Genomic DNA, 17,858 nt, shown 5'->3' on the forward strand with positions numbered 1-17,858 from the left:
CTGCTAATGCTCACTGACCCTGAACTGCGATCGAAAGTTGATACAATTTGGGATAGATTGTGGTCGTCGGGACTCTCCAACCCGATGGATTCGATCGAACAATTCTCCTATCTGCTATTCCTCAAACGCCTAGACGACGCCGAGAACCAGCGCGAGAAACAGGCAAAACGCCGCAATAAACCCTTTGAACCGCAAATTGACCCTGAATTGCGGTGGTCGCACTGGATTAATTTTAAGGCAGATCAGGCCCTCAAGCATCTTCGCGATCGGGTTTTTACCTGGTTGCGGACGGCGGGGACTGAGGGGAGTTCTTTTGAGCGATATATGCAGAATGCTGAGTTTAAAATCAGCAAACCTGCGACGCTGATAGAAGTCTGCAACTTGATTGATGAGATGAAAATCTCGGAACAGAATCAGGATGTTCAGGGCGATGTGTACGAATATCTGCTGAGTAAACTCAATAGTGCGGGACGTAACGGACAGTTTCGCACGCCTCGCCATATTATCCGCATGATGGTGCAGATGGTTGACCCGAAACCGAAGGAACGAATCGGGGATTTGGCGGCGGGAACTTGTGGGTTTTTGGTGAATGCCTACGAGTACATTTTAGAACAGCACAGCGAACCGGATGAACGCGGAAAACCGCAGTTAATCGGAGATTTACTCACCGACGAAGAACGGGAGTTTCTGCAAACAGAAGCTATTACTGCATACGATAATGATTCTGGCATGACGATGTTGCGGATTGGGTCGATGAACCTGATGCTGCACGGGATTAAGCATCCCCGCTTTTTCTACATGGATACGCTTTCTAAATCCTTTGAGGATCAGAAAAGCTTGGATGTGGTGCTGATGAATCCCCCGTTTAAGGGGAAGATGGATGAGTCGGATATTAACCCCACTTTGCCAACGAAGTGCAAGAAGACAGAATTGCTATTTTTGCATCTCATTCTGCGGGTGTTGGATATGGGGGGACGCTGTGCGGTAATTGTGCCGGATGGGGTGCTGTTTGGTTCCAGTAACCAACACCAGGAAATTCGGAAAAAGCTGATTGAATCTAATCGACTCGATGGGGTGGTGTCGATGCCTTCTGGGGTGTTTAAACCCTATGCGGGTGTTTCGACGGCGGTACTGCTATTTACTCGCGGCGGAACGACGGACAAAATTTGGTTTTACGATATGGATCATGATGGGTTTTCGCTGGATGATAAGCGGCAACCTGTTGCGGAGAATGATATCCCGGATATTCTCACCTGTTGGAACAATCGGTTTGATGCTGATTTCACGACGCAAAAAGCAGAACGCCTGAGTGTGTTAAAATTGCAGATTGCACCCTTGAAGGCTGAACGGTTGATTATGCACAAGGAAATCAATCGCCTGACGTTTGAGAATGCTGTAGCACCCGCCGATGATGAGCCAACTCGCCTCGCTTTGGAAACAGATAAGCAACGACTGGTACAACTGCAGGAGCAAATGGCACCCCTGCAAGCCGAAATCAATCAATTGAATCGCCAGTTTTGGGTGACAAAGGCGCAGGTAAAGGCGAATAAATACGACCTTTCCGCAAGTCGTTACCGTCAGATTGAGCAGGATGAGGCGTATTATGAGTCGCCACACGTTACAATGGAGAGGTTGCTGAAGTTAGAGCATATTATGGGGATAGAAGTGCGGGAGTTGATGAGTTTTATAGATGAAAAATGAAAGTTAGAGAAGTTATTAAAATGTTAGAAGATGATGGTTGGTATTTAGCTAGAACAAAGGGCAGTCATCGTCAATTTAAACACTCAGAAAAGGCGGGAACTGTCACGGTGTCAGGTAATTTAGGCATTGATATGCCAATTGGTACGCTTAAAAGTGTTTGGCGGCAAGCTCAACTAGAAGAGGAGGAAGATTAATGCGTTATGCTGTTGTAATTGAGAAGGGTGAAACTAGCTACGGTGCTTATGTTCCCGATTTACCTGGATGTGTAGCGGTGGCTGAAAGTTTAGAAGAAGTGAGAAATTTAATTAAAGAGGCGATCGCTTTTCATATTGAAGGACTACAAGAGGATGCTTTTCCCATTCCCGAACCTGTCTCTATTTGCGAATATGTGGAAGCATGATGATAATTCAAGATAAAGATTTGCCTAATGGTTGGGAATGGGTAAGCGTTGGGGATATATGCAACATTGAGACAGGGACAACACCAAGCAGAGCTAAACCAGAATTTTTCGGTGAGGGATTGCCGTGGGTAACTCCAGGTGACTTTGACGGATCAACGTACATATCGAAAGGGAGAGAAGCACTTACTGAATTAGGAATACGAGAAGGTAGAGGTAAAGTCTTCCCTTCTAAAACAGTGCTGTTAGTGTGTATCGGTGCAACCATTGGTAAGGTTGCGGTAGCTGCTAGAAAAATATCGGCAAATCAACAGATTAATTCTCTTATTTGTGGATTAAAAATTTATCCTGAATTTCTCTATTTTTACTTGGTATATAATAAGGCAAATTTGGTTTCTGTCGCCTCCAGTTCAACGGTCCCTATAATAAATCAAGAACGTCTACGAACTATAGAAATCCCTCTGCCACCGCTAGCAGAACAAAAGCGGATTGCCTCGATCGCCCAAAAAGCCGATCGACTCCGACGCACCCGACGCTACGCACTACAACTCAGCGACACCTACTTGCGATCGGTCTTTTTGGAAATGTTTGGTAATCCTGCAACGAATCCGAAAAGCTGGGAGGCTGGTACTTTAGATGATGTGATTATATCTGCCAAAGATGGGCCGCACGTCAGCCCAAATTATTCAGATTCAGGCATCCCATTCTTATCTACTAGGAATGTGAAAAAAGGAGAACTTATTTGGGAAGACTTAAAGTTTATTTCTTACGAAGATGCTAAACAACACTGGAAAAAATGTAAGCCAGAACGTGGCGATGTTCTCTATACGAAAGGTGGGACGACTGGATTAGCAAAAGCTATTGATTTTGATAGAGAGATAGCTGTTTGGGTGCATATTGCTGTTTTAAAGCTTCGGCGTGAGCGAGTAATACCAAGTTGGCTAGAGAGTATGCTTAACACTGATTTTTGTTACAAGCAATCTCAGGAGCTAACTTTTGGAATTGTGAACCGTGATTTAGGCTTACAACGGATGCCCAAAATAAAAATATATATTCCACCTCTTCACCTACAAGAAAATTTTGCCGAAATCGTCCAAAAATTCGATCGCCTCCGCACGCAACAACGGGAAGCCGAACGCCAAGCAGAGCATTTATTTCAAACCATACTGCATCGTGCATTTCGGGGTGAACTAACTTCTCAAAACGCTGATGATGAGCCTGAATCTGTCTTATTAGAAGAGATTCGCGCACAACAAGCCAAAGCCGAAGCCGAAGCCAAAACTGCTACTCAGGCGATGGGTGACGCTGCTGATTATGTTGGCACAAAAGCCAAACAGCAAGACATAGAACCAATCCAGCTAAAATTCCCAGGATTTGAATAGCTTCGGCAGAATAAACGGCGGTTGAAACGGAGGCTACACAAAATTTCGTCCCAGCAGATGGGGACTCAGAAATAAGACGAATCAGAAAATAATTTATATGGGCAATACAGGATTTGAACCTGTGACCCCTTCCGTGTGAAGGAAGTGCGCTACCACTGTGCTAATTGCCCGCAGATAATTAAGATACCATACCAAGTCCAAATTCGCAACTAAATTTTTCCTAAAAATTCAGCCGCTGGTTTCCCAGTTAAACTCGACACAATGCCAAGAATACAGGCATTTGTCGAGTCTGGCATCAGTTAACCTGCCACCAACCCGCCGACGGGCCAACAAATCGCACTACAATCCACCAAGCAACCAAAAGACTAATCCCCATCCAGCTTCCGCGACTTGTCCACTTGACAAAATCTTCGCTTTGGGTTTTCGTGATTGGCAGCCAGGGAACGATGCGTTCTTCTTTACCGTATTCGTCGCCGATCGACTCTTTGCGACGCTTAGCTTCACCCATAATCTTTGTACTAAATTAGTTTTCAACTGGATACCTAACCAAATTATACGCCAACAGGTCATCTCAAGCCTGCGTCAGCCAAGTCGTATCCAAATAATCAATCCTCGCAAAAGGACTCAAAGCCGCTAAAACCTGCTGTCCGTAACTGCGGTGAATCACCCTGCTGTCAAAAATCGCCACAACCCCTTGACGTTCTCGCACCGGCGCGATCGCCCGCTGCAACTCATTCAGCGCCGCCGGCAGCAAATACAACCGAAACCAATCCTTGCGCCGTTCCTTATAATAAGCCACACGCGCCGTCACCAAAGGATTCTCCAAAGAAGGTAGCGGCAAAGTTGCGATCGCCAGCAAGTGAGGCGCCCTCAATTCCCCCTGATGTTCCCGCCAGAACTCCCACCCTGTCACCAAAATCGCATTCTCGCCCACATCTGTTTTTTCTACCTGCACCCGAGAACCGAACTCAGAAGCCAAAATCGCCGCCAGCCGAGCCTTCAGCGGTACATCACCAACAATCAGCACAGTTAAACCCGCCACCGACGCGCTCATCAACAGCAAAGTCCGAATTTCTTCTATTAAAACTCCCTGAAATTCCGGCGTATTTGGCAGTGGCAGCCAGTTGGGAATGTACAGTTGAATTAATTCATTTTGTCGATCGGGCGAAAACTTAACGCTCGTCAATTCTGGAAGCCCCAGCATTTCCCGGAAGATCGGAGCCTTCGGTTCCACATCCACCGCCCCCCCAATCAACACCACCGACCGATCGTCCCAAATTTTGCTCAAAACCTCAGCCACCTGCACCGGCGCGCAGTACAGAGAAAATGACCCAGCCTCCCGATGAATTTCCGCCCACCGCAGTTTTCCGTTTGTTTCCCACCGCTGCCAAAAATTGCTCCAAGCAGCCGGAATTAGGGGGTTTGGCTCGATTTTTTCAAACAGCCCCTGCAAAATATTTTGCTCTGCCGTTTCCAGCAAATAGCACTCCTCTGGTTTCGCCGGATGCTTAAAGAAAGCCCGCGTTAGCATTACCCGCCCTTGGAGGATTGCATCGGCTTCCAAAGGCTGAGATTGCATTAAATCATTCCAGTCACCCGGTTGCAAACCCGCCGTCAATTGCTGGCGCGTCCAAACTTCCAAGTCATCCACACCGTCGATAATTGTCGGAATATTCCTGTGAAGTTCCGAATTCCCCGCCAAGCGAGCCGCCAGCCAAGACTGCGGATCTGCTAGCATCAATCCTCGCCCAGTGGCACGATCCGAATAAGTCTCGATCGACCCCTCTGTTTGCAGCCACTCTTGCAAACGCGGAATTTCCACTGCTCTCAAATGCTCGATCAGCGGTGTCGGGGCCACTAAAATCACAGGCTCCGGCCACATCAAAATCGGCATCAAATAGCTGACTCGATACCGCTGTCGGTAAGCTCCAGCGGGAAGCCCTGTTTGGATCAGAGCGCTGCGCCCCAAGCGCAAAGCCCGCGCCACGAGCCGCGCCATCGTTAAATGGTGCGGCCAGTGCGGCTCGGAGTGCGATCGCAGGAAGCGGAGCAATGAGTTGTGGACTTCTACCTCAATCAATCGGTTTTAAAATTGACATTTCTCACTCAACATAATCAAAACTGGCCAGAAAATCAACTACTTTTTGACCGAGAGGCAAACTGAATTTACTCGGCTGATGACTTGCACCTCCCTTCCCAAAATTCCCGTGAGAATTCACCATCAAACTCTCCTGTCCCGAACTAATTAAAATAGTTTGGGTAGGTGACTCAAAAAACTTTGTTGGCTGACTAACCCGTGATATATTAGAGACCAAACTTATCAACTCATTTAATTTATTTGTAGCTGTACTCAATGCTTTACGCAACTGCACTATGCGTTTTTCCTCCAATTTTTGAGTTTCGATATTTTTGCCGATAACTATAATATTTCTCTGAGTTTGTACAGCATCCTTAAAAGGAAGAATCGCTAAAAAAGCTGCTGGCAATAAATGCTCATCGCTCTCAAATCGAAAAGTTAGAGTTGTGCGGCGGTAGCCGACTTCAATATTAGGAGGAAAATTCATGGCCCGGTAATGCCGAGCTATTTCGCTGTAAACTGTTGCTAAAGTGCTGTTTGCTGAGTAGTCTAAAAGTGCGTCAACCACAATTTGCACTAACCCAGGCGTGTGATTTAAAAATTTTCTCGATTCTGACGGCGAATTAAATTGTTGAATCTGAGTGCGATCGCCTGCGGGGCTGAGGTCAACCCACTGGCAAGTAATATCATCTGCGATGATGCCACATCGAGGAACCAAATACAGTTTTGCTCCTGTTAAAGTTGCTCCCCTCAAATCAGCGCCCACCCAATCTGCATTAATCAAATTGGTTTCTGTCAAATCAGCGTGAACGAAACTAGCACTTCCTAAATTAGTATTTCTTAAATCTGCTCCGTTAAGGTTAGCTCCGCTCAATTTAGCACAGCTCAGATCCGCGCCGCTGAGGTTAGCTCCCGTCAAATCAGCCCATTTAAGGTTAGCTCCGCTCAAATTGGCACTGCTGAGATTCACCTGTTGCAAAGAAGCTTGTCTCATATCGGCATTGTTAAAATTAACGCCGCTAAGTTCTGCTTTCGTCAAATCTGCGCCGTGCAAGTTAGCTTCTTGAAAGTTAGCTGAAGCAGCCGAAGCACCTCTGAGATTTGCACCGGAAAGATTAGCACCGCACAGGTTAGCTTCCGTCAGTTTTACCTCTCTTAAATCTGCTTCAGTCAGGTTTGCACCGCTGAAGTTAGTTTTGCTGAGTTCGCAGCGGACTAATTCGCTTCTAATCAGGGATGCTCGGATTAATTGAGCTGCACTTAAATCGGCTCTCACTAAGTTTGCTACGTTGAGAGTCGCCCCGTTTAAGATTGCCCGCGACAGGTTGGTACTGCTGAGTCTAGCCACATTCAAGTTAGCTTCGCTCAAGTTAGCTTCGCTCAAGTTAGCGCCGCTCATGTTGGTGACAAATAAGCTAGCCCCCCTTAAATTTGATTGGCTGAGGTTGATGCGGCTGAGATTAGCTTCATTCAGGTTGATTCCTGTGAAATCTCTGTCGCCTTCAGTGTATCTTTTGACGATTGCAAATCGTTTGAGTAGTTCTTCAGCTTCCATTTGTTTACCTGAATAAAATGGCAATCGGCTAACTTTTATATGGCATAAATAGAAATAATATCAAATTAATTTATAGTATTTACTCACCGAGCTGATAAAAACTTTTGACAAACTCAATGACCGTATTTAGTGGCGGGGTGGTAAATCTTTGGGCTTTAATTGCAGGACTGATAGAGGTTTTGTTGACTCCCGGCAAATTTGTCAAGTTTCTGCCAAAATCTGGGTGATAGTGAATCATCAAAGTTTCAGCGCTGGAGTTAGCCAGTACAGTTTGGGTAGGCGATTGGAAAAAACTTGACATCGGTTCGCGATCGAGGCGAATCGGCTGAATTTTCATTTCCCCTATTTTTCTCATTGTTTTGGTCAGGGCTACGTTTAATTGCACTACCATATTTGAGACTCTGACGCCCAAGTTATTACCACTTTGGGGTTGAATCATCTTGATCAGAGTAATCAAATTTTTCTGAGTAAATGCTGCATCACTAAAGGGAATAATCGCAACGAAAGCTGTGGGAAATAGTTGCTCGTCCTGCTCTATTTTAAATGATATGATTGTGCGTCTGGAATTAACTTCGATACTGGGAGGATGGCTTAAAGCAGGGTATTGACGGGCAATTTGGCGGTAGGTAGCTGCAAGGACAAAGTTAGCATCCGGGTCGAGGGGTCGATCGACAATAATTTGAACTGTCGGCGGTGTAGCATTGAAAAACCTTTGAGATTCTTCTGGGGTAAAGCGCTGAATGTGGCTGCGATCGCCGTTAGGACTGAGGTCAACCCAATCGCAGGTAATGTCATCTGCTTTCACATCAAACCTAGAAACCGCGTAAATTTTTGCCCCCGTCAGGGCCGCCCCCGTCAAATCTGCGCCCACCCAATCAGCGTGAATCAAATTCGCTTGGGTCAAATCCGCGTGTACCAAAGTAGCGTTCAATAGATTGACATTGCTCAAATTTGCTCCGTACAAGTTGGCCCCGCTCAATCTCGCTTCATCAAGGTCAGCGCCAGTCAGGTTCGCCCCGCTGAGGTCAGCCCACCGGAGATTAGCGCCTCGCAAGTCAGCGCCACTGAGGTTTGCCTGAGATAGATTAGCTTGTCTGAGTTCGGCATTGCAGAGGTTGACTCCTCGCAAGTCTGCCCTGCTGAGGTCGGCTCTGTGCAAATTAGCACGTTCCAAATTTGCCGCTGTTAGAAAAGCGCCTCTCAGGTGAGCCCCGCTGAGGTCGGCTTGCTCTAGATTTGCTTCTCTGAGGGTTGCTTCTCTCAAATCTGCTTCGCTGAGGTTTGCACCGCTCAAGTTTGCATTGCTGAGGTCGGCTCGGATCAGTTCGGATCTGATCATTGTAGCTTCGACGAGTTGGGCTTCGCGGAGGTCGGCTCGAATCAAGTTAGCCACGTTGAGGATAGCGCCGCTGAGGTTGGCTTTGTTGAGATTGGCACCGCTGAGTCTGGCAACATTGAGTTTGGCTTTTCTCATGTTGGCGTTTGAGAGATTGGTGCCGCTCATGTTGGTGAGGCTCAATATTGCCTCACTGAAATTAGCCCCACTGAGATCGATCCTGCTGAGATTTGCCTCGCAAAGGAGGATAGCAGTAAAGTCTCTTTCTCCTGCTGCATATTTGGTGATGAGTTCTTCGGCATCCATGCTTTTCAATTTCCCTGATGTGTTAGCTAGAACAAAGCTTTGTTGTGCCAACCTTTAAACTAGAATAAGCATTTTTTGTAACTTGATGCAATATGCTTAGACATCGATATTGTGGAAGCCTTTTATAAAATCCAAAATGCTAGTGATATTAGCTTGAGCCAATTTTGTGCTTTCGGCTAACTTACCCGATGTTGAGTTACTTGGCTCGTATTTTTTAATCAGGCGCTTGCCGAAGGCGGGGTGGTGATATACGCTGAGTCTTTGATCTCGGGAATTAATTAAGATCATCTGTGTTGGAATTTGAAAGAAATTGATACTTTCGCCGATTTTGGGAAAAGAGCTGGAAATTTTGATTTGATCTACTTTGCTAATAGCTTGGTTGAGAGCTTTGCTGCATAACTGCACGTGTTTAGATTCTTTGACGTTAAGTTTGCCTGCATCGTGGGATTGAATCATTTTCATCAAAGCTATTAGGTTTTTTTGAGTTGTGGCAGCGTCGTTAAAAGGAATGATGGCAACGTAAGCGGTGGCAAATAATTTATCGTCGCTGTCCATTTTAAATGCGAGTACGGTGCGCCTGGAGCTGACTTCGATCGTGGGAGGCTGACTTAAACTCGGGTATTGTTGGGCAATTTGGTAATAAGTTGCAGCTAGCGCAAAATGAGCGCCTTGATCTAAGGGCGAGTCAATCACAATCCGAACTGTGGGCAAGGTTTCGTGAAAAAATTCGTGGGTTCCTCCCGAGTTCAACCAGTAAATTTGGCTGTGGTCGCCGTTGGGGCTGAGATCGACCCACTTGCAGGTCATGCCTTCGGTTTTGATGCCGAGCCGCGAAACTGCGTGAAGTTTAGCTCCAGTTAAGGTGGCTCCGGTTAAGTCGGCTCCAATCCAGTCGGCGCGGATCAAATAGGCATTTGTCAGGTCGGCGTGAACTAAGCTGGCATTCAGCAAGTTGGCGTGGCAGAGGTCGGCTCGGCTGAGGTCGGCACCGCTCAATTTGGCTTCGCTCAGGTCGGCCCAGCGGAGATTGCAGCCGCTGAGAATAGCCCAACGCAAATTGACGCCGCTGAGGTCGGCGCCGCTGAGTACGGCTTGAGTAAGGTTGGCTTGTCTCAGTTCTGTGCCTCGCAAGTCGGCGCCGCTGAGGTCGGCGCGGCTGAGGTCGGCTCCTTGCAGGTTGGCTTGTTCGAGGTTGGCTTCTGTCAAGCACGCGCCGCTGAGGTGAGCGCCTCGAAGGTTGGCTTGAGCGAGGTTGGCTCCTCGAAGGGTGGCTTCGGTAAGGGTGGCGCCGCTGAGGTTTGCGCCGCTGAGGTTTGCGCCGCTGAGTTCGGCTCGAATCAGCTCGGCTCTGATCAGTTTCGCTCCTATGAGTATGGCTTTTTTGAGGTCAACTCGCACTAGGTAAGCGACGTTGAGGTCGGCGTCGGTGAGGTCGGCGCCGCCTAGATGGGCGCCACTGAGTCTGGCGATGTTGAGTTTGGCACCGATGAGGTTGGTTTTGCTGAGGTTGGCTCCGCTCAGGTTTGCTACACTCAGATTCGCACCCTTGAGGTTGGCTCCGCTCAAGTTGACGCCGCTGAGGTTGGCCTCAGTCAGGTTGATTCCGGCAAAGTTTCTTTCTCCGGCGGCATATTTTTTCAGGAGTTCCTCGACTGTCATGGGGGCGGCACCGTATCAAATATCCCCATTTTATTGCTATGAATATCGGTATTGTAGGACTGGGTTTAATTGGCGGCTCGATCGGGCTGGATTTGCGATCGCGCGGGTTTGATGTTTTTGGGGTTTCGAGTCGGCAGCAGACTTGTGATCGGGCGCAAGCTCGCGGTGTTGTCAATGAAGCCAGCATACACCTGTCTCTAATGGCAGCAGCCGATGTAGTTTTTATTTGCACGCCGCTGGGGTCGATCGAGCCGATCGTCCGAGAGTTGGTGCCCTATCTTTCCCGGGATACTATTATAACGGATGTCGGTTCCGTAAAAACACCCATAGTGCAGGCTGTGTCTTCTCTGTGGCCGAACTTTGTGGGGGGACACCCGATGGCGGGGACTGCTGAAAGCGGGATTGAGGCGGCGGTGCCGGATTTGTTTGTCGGGCGGCCTTACGTGGTGACGCCGCAGGCTCAGACGCCGACGCTTGCGGTGGATAAGGTTGAGGAAATTGCGCGGTTGCTGGGTGCTAAAGTTTACCGATGTGAGCCGGAAGAACACGATCGAGCTGTGGCTTGGATTTCTCATTTGCCCCTCATGGCGAGCGCGACGCTGGTTGCTGCCTGCGATCGAGAGGGCGATCGGGATATTGTTAGCTTAGCCCAACATTTGGCGAGTTCGGGTTTTCGGGATACGAGCCGCGTTGGCGGTGGCAATCCCGAGCTGGGAGTGATGGTGGCAAAGTACAATCGAGAGGAATTGTTGCGATCGCTCTCTATTTACCGCGACAGTCTCGAGGAGTTCATCAGCGATATCGAAGCCGAAAATTGGCAAGCTCTTGAACACAAGCTGAAGCTGACTCAACAAGCGAGACAGAATTACAAATTGTGAGCCAAAAAATACTTCAAACTGGCCCCGCCTCGATTATGATTTGTGGATGCCTGTATATTGAGTTTTAATGTACACTTATTCTCGACTCAAGCGATTTTTACTGGGTGAATCTCTCCCGACTAGCGCATCGGTTCATGAACGCCTAAGCAACGCTGCAGGACTAGCTGTTCTGGCTTCAGATGCACTTTCGTCTGTTGCCTACGCTACTCAAGAAACTCTGCTGGTGCTATTACTAGCGGGGAGTAGCAGTTTGAGTTTATCCCTGCCTATTTCTGGAATTATTATTTTACTGTTGGCGATCGTGGCGCTGTCTTACCGACAGACAATTAAAGCGTACCCCAACGGCGGCGGTGCTTACATTGTGGCGCGAGAAAATTTAGGTATTTATCCCGGTTTGGTCGCAGCAGCTTCACTGATGATTGACTACATTTTAACTGTAACAGTCAGTATTTCGGCTGGGGTTGCGGCCTTAACTTCAGCATTTCCCGGATTGGAACCGTATAGAGTGGAACTGTGTTTATTTTTTATTGTCTTAGTCATGTTTGCCAATCTCAGAGGCGTGCGAGAATCTGGCAATATATTTATGGTTCCTACCTATGCCTTTATCGTGGTAATTTTTATCTTGATTGGCACGGGTTTATATCAACAGGCAACAGGTCAGGTTTTCCAGACATTAGAAAATATTCCGGCTAAGGAGCCTTTGGGATTATTCCTGCTGGCGCGCGCGTTTGCAGCGGGCTGTACTGCCCTGACAGGAGTTGAAGCCATATCAGACGGGGTGTTAGCTTTTAAGCCTCCTGAATGGAAAAATGCGAGCCTGACTTTGACCTATATGGGGGTAATTCTGGGAGTGATGTTTGTGGGAATTAGTTACTTGGGTAATATTTATCACGTGATTCCTAGCGAACATGAAACGCTCCTTTCTATCTTAGGGAAAGATATTTTTGGAGTCGGCATATTTTACTATTATTTGCAGGCCGCAACTCTGTTAATTTTGCTATTGGCGGCGAATACGAGTTATGCGGATTTTCCGCGACTTTGTTATTTTTTGGCGCGGGACGGGTTCTTGCCGAGGCAATTGTCGCTGTTGGGCGATCGCCTGGTTTATTCTAATGGGATTAATCTGCTAAGCTTCTGCGCTGCTCTTTTAATTATCATCTTTCGAGGCAATACAAGTGCGGTGCTCCCCCTGTATGCGGTTGGAGTTTTCACTTCTTTTACTCTCTCCCAATCGGGAATGGTAATTCACTGGTTTAAGGAACGAGGTAAAGGTTGGCAAGTTAGTGCTGTAATGAACGGTATTGGTGCAGTGGCAACAACGGGAGTTTTGGGTGTAATTCTCGCTACAAAATTCTTTTTGGGAGCTTGGGTTGTCGTAGTAACTATTCCTATCGTAGTTACTCTATTTTTAGCTATTCACCGGCACTATCGGTATGTAGCTGCTCGCTTGAGCATTCAGGGAATAGAACCGAGGTCTTATCTTCGCAGACCTAAAGTTAAGACGGTGACACATCCGGCAGTGGTGTTAGTCGGGCAGTTGCACAAGGGAACTTTCGAGGCGCTCGATTACGCTCGTTTAATTGCTGATGAAGTTGTGGCAGTTCACGTTGATATTGGTTTGACCGATCGAGAAAAATTACAATTAGCTTGGAAAGATTTGCAGTCAGACATTCCTTTGGAAATTCTGGAGTCGCCTTACCGTTCTGTCAGTGAGGCTTTGACGCACTTTTTGACTTTGTTTGAAGAGCAGCGACCGGGAGTTTATTTAACGCTGATAATTCCGGCTTTTGTGACGCGAAATTGGTGGGAGGGACTGCTGCACAATCAAACTGCTTTCTTTTTGAAAGCGGCTTTGCGGGCTAAAAAAAGTCGGGTTGTAACAACGGTTAGATATTATCTTTAAGTGGGGAGGGGCAACCGCGGGGGATTGCCCCTACTGCCTGGCAATGAAGACTGGAATGCGGTCGGACGCGCTGGCCCAAGAAACCCGGTTTCTTCGCAAAATCTTTGGTTTGGATGCCATTTTTTTAGGGAGAAACCGGGTTTCTGACACCGCTGGGTAAATCATATATATTTATTAAAAATTCAATGAAAGGGTTGACATATCAAAAATGATAGGTTATATGTTGAGTAATTAGAAAAGTTGCCTTTCAACTTATCTTAAAAAAGATTGTGGCTGCTGAACCCAAGTCTTTTGTTCCCTAAAAAATCTCTTCAACTCTTGGGGGTTGCTATGCAACCCGCAACAGACTATTTATGCAGCAGCCAAAAAACTTGAACAGGCTTTTGCGAGCTTTGTCTCGGCAAGGTCTTGATGTTAGTTACGACAATAAAGTCTACTCGATTTGTCTCAATAGTTATCTGAAAGAACACTGGCAAGATGCCAGTGCCACAACAGCAGAAGTTTTGCTCCCAGAGGATTTTCCTGTGGAAGCAAAGGCGCTCAAACAGTTAGCAAATTTGGCGAATGTTCGACACCCTCAAGGCGGCTGCGTTTGCCGCGCCTGCGCTACTCCTGACTTCCATCCGGGGGATGCGGGGGTGGCGATCGGCTCGATCGTCCAAACAGCAGGAATGGTGATTCCGGCGGCTACCGGTTCCGATATTAACTGCGGGATGCGGTTACACGTTGCGGATTTGTCGATCGAACAATTCCTCAGTCAGCGCGATCGATTTGTAGAATTGCTCAAAGGCGATTATTTCTTCGGTACTCGCGATGTCAGCATGACTGCAAAAACTGCTCGCGCCATGTTCCAACACGGGATTCCCGGATGGCTGGATGCTATGCCCGACGAGCCCACCGGCAGCGCGGCTAATTCGGATTTCGAGCAGTTGGCCGCAGAGTGCGATCGCACTTTCCTCGGCGGTTCCATGAAGGGCGATGTCAAATGGGCTCCCGAAGAATTAGTCCCCAATGACGGTTTAGTCAGGGATGGCGGGTTAGCTACCATCGGTGGCGGCAATCACTTTGTCGAAATTCAAGTGGTTGAGGAAGTTATCGATCGAGCTACGGCTTATAGTTGGGGAGTTCGATCGGGACAAATCGCTTTCAGGATTCATTCGGGTTCGCGGAATGTCGGCAAATACATCGGCGGAATGTGGCGCGATCGAGCTTGCGACGCCTGGCCGAAAACTCTGAAACATCCTGAATCCCGGCTTTTTCCGCTGTCTGTCGCAGCCAATCCCGAACTGGTGAACAGCTACCTGCAAGCGGAAGCAACCGCCGCTAACTACGGTTTTATCAACCGTTTGCTGCTAGCAGAACTTCTGCGCTGGCGTTTGCGACAAGTTTTCGGCGATGTGGAAGCTCCTTTAGTATACGATGTGCCTCACAATATCACTTTAGCTGAAGGTGGTGGCTGGGTAACGCGCAAAGGCGCTTGTCCCGCACATTCCGGCCAGCCTGTAATTGTACCGGGTTCGATGGGCGCGCCGTCTTATTTGCTGGTTGGGAAGGGGAACGATCGATTTTTGCGATCGGCTTCTCATGGGGCAGGAAGGGCGCGATCGCGCTTCGATATGAGTCGCAAAGGTGCTGACAAAACTGACTCCGCTTTGGGATTAAAAGGCGTAGATTGCATTACCTGGCGCGAAGAACGCAGAATCGAAGAAGCACCGGCAGCTTACAAGCCAATTCAACCAGTAATTGACGTTCAGGTTGAGGCGCAAATAGTTGGTGTAGTCGCTAAAATGAAGCCAGTGTTAACGTTTAAAGCTTAGGAACGGGGCATTTGAGAATTAAAAATTAAACAAGGGTAAGGTGCGCGCGGATCGCCCTACTAATTTTTAATTCTCTGCCCTATTTCCGATGCCCCATGCCCTATGAATGATTTTCAAGCATCACCAAATCCATCAAAACCTGTCCATCCTCTAAAGCGGCTGCTGAAGTACGGGCGTCGCTACCGCCTGAAAGCTTGGCTGGCAAGTATCTGTTCGCTGCTGAATAAATTCTTTGATTTAGCGCCGCCAGCATTAATCGGTATTGCCGTTGATGTGGTGGTGAAACAGCAAGATTCTATCCTTGCTCAGTGGGGCATAAAAGATGTCTTTTGGCAACTGGCAATTATCACTCTTTTGAGCGCGGTTGTTTGGACGCTGGAATCTCTTTTTGAATATGCCTATGATTATTTGTGGCGCAATTTGGCTCAGGATATAGAACACGATTTGCGTCTGGAAGCTTACAGCCATTTGCAGGAATTAGAATTAGCTTATTTTGAAGAACGCAGCACGGGCGGTTTGATTTCTATTCTCAATGATGATATCAATCAACTCGAACGTTTTTTGGACGACGGCGCTAATGAGGTAATTCAGGTAATTACAACGGTTATTGTGATTGGCGCGGCTTTTTTTGCTGCTTCTCCTGGTGTTGCTGGGCTCTCAATGCTGCCGATACCTTTTATTATTTGGGGTTCGATCGCCTTTCAAAATCGCCTCGCTCCTCTCTATGCTGACGTGCGGGAAAAGGTGAGTTTTCTGAACGGGCAACTGTCGAATAATTTGATGGGAATTACTACTATTAAAAGTTTTACTTCCGAAGATTATGAAATTCAGCGCATCGAAGCACAAAGCCAAGCTTACCGCCAAAGCAACCGACGGGCGATCGTACTTTCGGCTGCTTTTATTCCGCTGATTCGGGTTGTGATTTTCTTGGGGTTTATTGCAACGCTATTTCTGGGCGGTTTGGAGGTGGTGGCGGGCAGGTTGTCTGTGGGAACTTACAGCGTTTTGGTGTTTTTGACCCAGCGGTTGCTGTGGCCGCTGACTCGCCTGGGAGATACTCTGGATCAATACCAGCGGGCAATGGCTTCTACTAATCGGGTGATGAATTTGTTGGATACTCCGATCGCAATTCGCACCGGTGATATTCGGCTGCCGGTTAGTTCGATTAAGGGTGAGTTGGAATTTAAAAATGTTACCTTTTCTTACAATCAAAGAAAACCAATATTGCAGTATTTTTCTCTGACTCTGCCGGCGGGAAAAACTACTGCGATTGTTGGGGCTACTGGTTCGGGAAAAAGTACCTTGGTGAAACTAATTTTGAGGCTGTACGAGGTACAGCACGGCAATATTTATCTCGACGGTATAGAATTAAATAACCTGAATTTAAAAGATTTGCGGAGAGCGATCGGATTGGTGAGTCAAGATGTGTTTTTGTTTCACGGTACGGTGGCAGAAAATATTGCTTACGGCTGTTTTGAGGCCAGCAATCGAGAGATAGTAAATGCTGCGAAAATTGCAGAAGCGCACGAGTTTATCGTACAATTGCCGGACGGTTACAACACTATTGTAGGGGAACGCGGTCAAAAATTGTCGGGGGGTCAGCGGCAGCGAATTGCAATTGCGCGGGCTGTTTTGAAGAATCCGCCGATTTTGATTCTTGACGAAGCTACTTCAGCGGTGGATAACGAGACTGAGGCGGCAATTCAGCGATCGCTCGAACGAATTACCAAAAATCGCACTACAATTGCGATCGCCCACCGTCTTTCTACTGTCCGCAATGCCGATTGCATTTGTGTCATGGAAGAGGGGCTGGTGGTAGAATCGGGGCAGCACGAACAACTGATCGAACAGGACGGAATTTATGCGGCGCTCTGGCGCGTGCAATCTGGTATAAGATAGAAACGCAGCGGTTTTGGGTAATTGGGAATTGCTAATTTGTAATTGGGTATGGGGCATGGGGCATGGGTAACTAATGACAACAGTCAACTGCCAACTGCCAACTGCCAACTGACTACTGACTGCTGACTGTAAAATATTAGTTTATACAAACAAGAAGAGAAAATGTTTCTATTTGATAGCCCTGAGTCCAAACCCAACGAAAATAGCTGGAGCCGCAAATTAGATAAATTCGTGAAAGCTAATCAAAATGAATTGGCTGCTTTGGCTTGGGGGCTATTTCTGGAAAGGGGAGAGGAAAGCGAGGAGATTTTGGCAATTGATGTTGCAGAAACTGCGCGTTTTGTATATTGTAAGAAAGAGGCGGTTGAGGAGTTGAACCGTCAAGTCAGAAGTCATATTCAGGAAGTTGTAGGTGTGTTGAATGCTCACAAGCCTGAGACAGAAGTGGCGATTTTGGCGATCGGGGAAGGTCAAATTAAGTTAATTTTTTTTGAACCTAAACCTGAACCTCCTGTGTGTTTTGAGGAAGCCGCAACAGATGTTGATACATTGTTGGCTAAGCTGGAACAGCAGATGGCTGAATATATGAAAGGATAAGATTACTCGGAGCTTGAAATCGCGTCTACACAAACTTTCGTCCCAGCAGAGAGGGACGAAGAAAAGAAAGGAGTATTTAAGCCTCATTTAGTATCAGTTGTTTGAGGGCTTGGATGACGCTGGAACGGACTTCGGGTGAGGTGTCTTTGAAGGCTTTAACTAATATGGGCACCATCGCGAAATCTCCTATTTTTCCCAGTGCTTCTGCTGCTTTCGCCCTGACAGCGGGGCGGGCATCCTCTAGGGCGGTGCAAAAGGTGTCTAGCACCATCTGATATTATGTCCGGTCGATTAACCATGATATGATCGGGAGGAACACCACCCCCATCAAATAAAGAATGCCAAAACGAA

The 17,858-nt window shown here is 47.5% G+C and carries 15 protein-coding genes and 1 tRNA gene; 9 read left to right on the plus strand and 7 right to left on the minus strand.

Annotated features, from left to right (window positions below; all coding sequences use genetic code 11):
• Window positions 1-6: 6 nt before the first annotated feature.
• From QUA57_RS23205 to QUA57_RS23220, 4 genes are read left to right on the plus strand one after another with little or no spacing between them, the layout of a single operon-like run.
• Window positions 7-1,701 carry a class I SAM-dependent DNA methyltransferase gene (locus QUA57_RS23205; protein WP_333063853.1) on the plus strand — a complete coding sequence of 565 codons (1,695 nt, stop codon included), beginning with the start codon at window positions 7-9 and terminating at the stop codon, window positions 1,699-1,701.
• Window positions 1,698-1,895, plus strand: a complete 198-nt coding sequence (locus QUA57_RS23210) for a type II toxin-antitoxin system HicA family toxin (RefSeq protein WP_333063854.1) — start codon at window positions 1,698-1,700, stop codon at window positions 1,893-1,895. Before QUA57_RS23205 ends, QUA57_RS23210 begins: the two co-directional genes overlap by 4 nt.
• Entirely contained in the window at window positions 1,895-2,101 is a 207-nt protein-coding gene (locus QUA57_RS23215) for a type II toxin-antitoxin system HicB family antitoxin (protein ID WP_236506884.1), read from the plus strand. The genes QUA57_RS23210 and QUA57_RS23215 overlap by 1 nt, the downstream gene beginning before the upstream one ends.
• Window positions 2,098-3,480 carry a restriction endonuclease subunit S gene (locus tag QUA57_RS23220; protein ID WP_333063856.1) on the plus strand — a complete coding sequence of 461 codons (1,383 nt, stop codon included), beginning with the start codon at window positions 2,098-2,100 and terminating at the stop codon, window positions 3,478-3,480. The genes QUA57_RS23215 and QUA57_RS23220 overlap by 4 nt, the downstream gene beginning before the upstream one ends.
• Before the next feature lie 98 nt (window positions 3,481-3,578).
• Here the strand turns inward: QUA57_RS23220 and QUA57_RS23225 are convergent.
• The 6 genes from QUA57_RS23225 to QUA57_RS23250 form a co-directional block, all read right to left on the minus strand.
• Window positions 3,579-3,650, minus strand: a tRNA-Val gene (locus QUA57_RS23225).
• Between the two features lie 125 nt (window positions 3,651-3,775).
• Window positions 3,776-3,988 carry a DUF2839 domain-containing protein gene (locus tag QUA57_RS23230; protein ID WP_333063857.1) on the minus strand — a complete coding sequence of 71 codons (213 nt, stop codon included), beginning with the start codon at window positions 3,986-3,988 and terminating at the stop codon, window positions 3,776-3,778.
• 63 nt (window positions 3,989-4,051) lie between these two features.
• Window positions 4,052-5,560, minus strand: a complete 1,509-nt coding sequence (locus tag QUA57_RS23235; RefSeq protein ID WP_333063858.1) for a helicase C-terminal domain-containing protein — start codon at window positions 5,558-5,560, stop codon at window positions 4,052-4,054.
• 22 nt (window positions 5,561-5,582) lie between these two features.
• Window positions 5,583-7,112: a pentapeptide repeat-containing protein gene (locus QUA57_RS23240; RefSeq protein WP_333063859.1), complete on the minus strand. Its 1,530-nt coding sequence runs from the start codon at window positions 7,110-7,112 to the stop codon at window positions 5,583-5,585.
• Between the two features lie 79 nt (window positions 7,113-7,191).
• Window positions 7,192-8,754, minus strand: a complete 1,563-nt coding sequence (locus QUA57_RS23245; protein WP_333063860.1) for a pentapeptide repeat-containing protein — start codon at window positions 8,752-8,754, stop codon at window positions 7,192-7,194.
• Window positions 8,755-8,850: 96 nt separating this feature from the next.
• On the minus strand, window positions 8,851-10,413 hold the full coding sequence (locus tag QUA57_RS23250) for a pentapeptide repeat-containing protein (RefSeq protein ID WP_333038609.1): 1,563 nt from the start codon (window positions 10,411-10,413) through the stop codon (window positions 8,851-8,853).
• Window positions 10,414-10,451: 38 nt separating this feature from the next.
• On the opposite strand from QUA57_RS23250, the gene QUA57_RS23255 reads away from it, so the two are divergent.
• From QUA57_RS23255 to ccmS, 5 genes are all read left to right on the plus strand, one after another.
• Window positions 10,452-11,291 (plus strand): prephenate/arogenate dehydrogenase, encoded by an 840-nt coding sequence (locus tag QUA57_RS23255; RefSeq protein WP_333063861.1) that lies wholly within the window; start codon window positions 10,452-10,454, stop codon window positions 11,289-11,291.
• A 67-nt stretch (window positions 11,292-11,358) separates the two neighbouring features.
• Window positions 11,359-13,194: an APC family permease gene (locus tag QUA57_RS23260; RefSeq protein ID WP_333063862.1), complete on the plus strand. Its 1,836-nt coding sequence runs from the start codon at window positions 11,359-11,361 to the stop codon at window positions 13,192-13,194.
• Between the two features lie 353 nt (window positions 13,195-13,547).
• Window positions 13,548-15,011: an RtcB family protein gene (locus QUA57_RS23265; protein ID WP_333063864.1), complete on the plus strand. Its 1,464-nt coding sequence runs from the start codon at window positions 13,548-13,550 to the stop codon at window positions 15,009-15,011.
• 102 nt (window positions 15,012-15,113) lie between these two features.
• Window positions 15,114-16,910 carry an ABC transporter ATP-binding protein gene (locus tag QUA57_RS23270; protein WP_333063865.1) on the plus strand — a complete coding sequence of 599 codons (1,797 nt, stop codon included), beginning with the start codon at window positions 15,114-15,116 and terminating at the stop codon, window positions 16,908-16,910.
• A gap of 162 nt (window positions 16,911-17,072) precedes the next feature.
• Window positions 17,073-17,507, plus strand: a complete 435-nt coding sequence (gene ccmS, locus QUA57_RS23275; RefSeq protein ID WP_333063866.1) for a beta-carboxysome assembly chaperone CcmS — start codon at window positions 17,073-17,075, stop codon at window positions 17,505-17,507.
• Between the two features lie 76 nt (window positions 17,508-17,583).
• On the opposite strand, the gene QUA57_RS23280 is transcribed toward ccmS, so the two are convergent.
• Window positions 17,584-17,778, minus strand: a complete 195-nt coding sequence (locus tag QUA57_RS23280) for a HEAT repeat domain-containing protein (protein ID WP_333063869.1) — start codon at window positions 17,776-17,778, stop codon at window positions 17,584-17,586.
• Between the last annotated feature and the right edge of the window lie 80 nt (window positions 17,779-17,858).

Origin of the sequence: Microcoleus sp. Pol7_B2 (assembly GCF_036701035.1) — a bacterium.
GTDB lineage: Bacteria > Cyanobacteriota > Cyanobacteriia > Cyanobacteriales > Microcoleaceae > Microcoleus.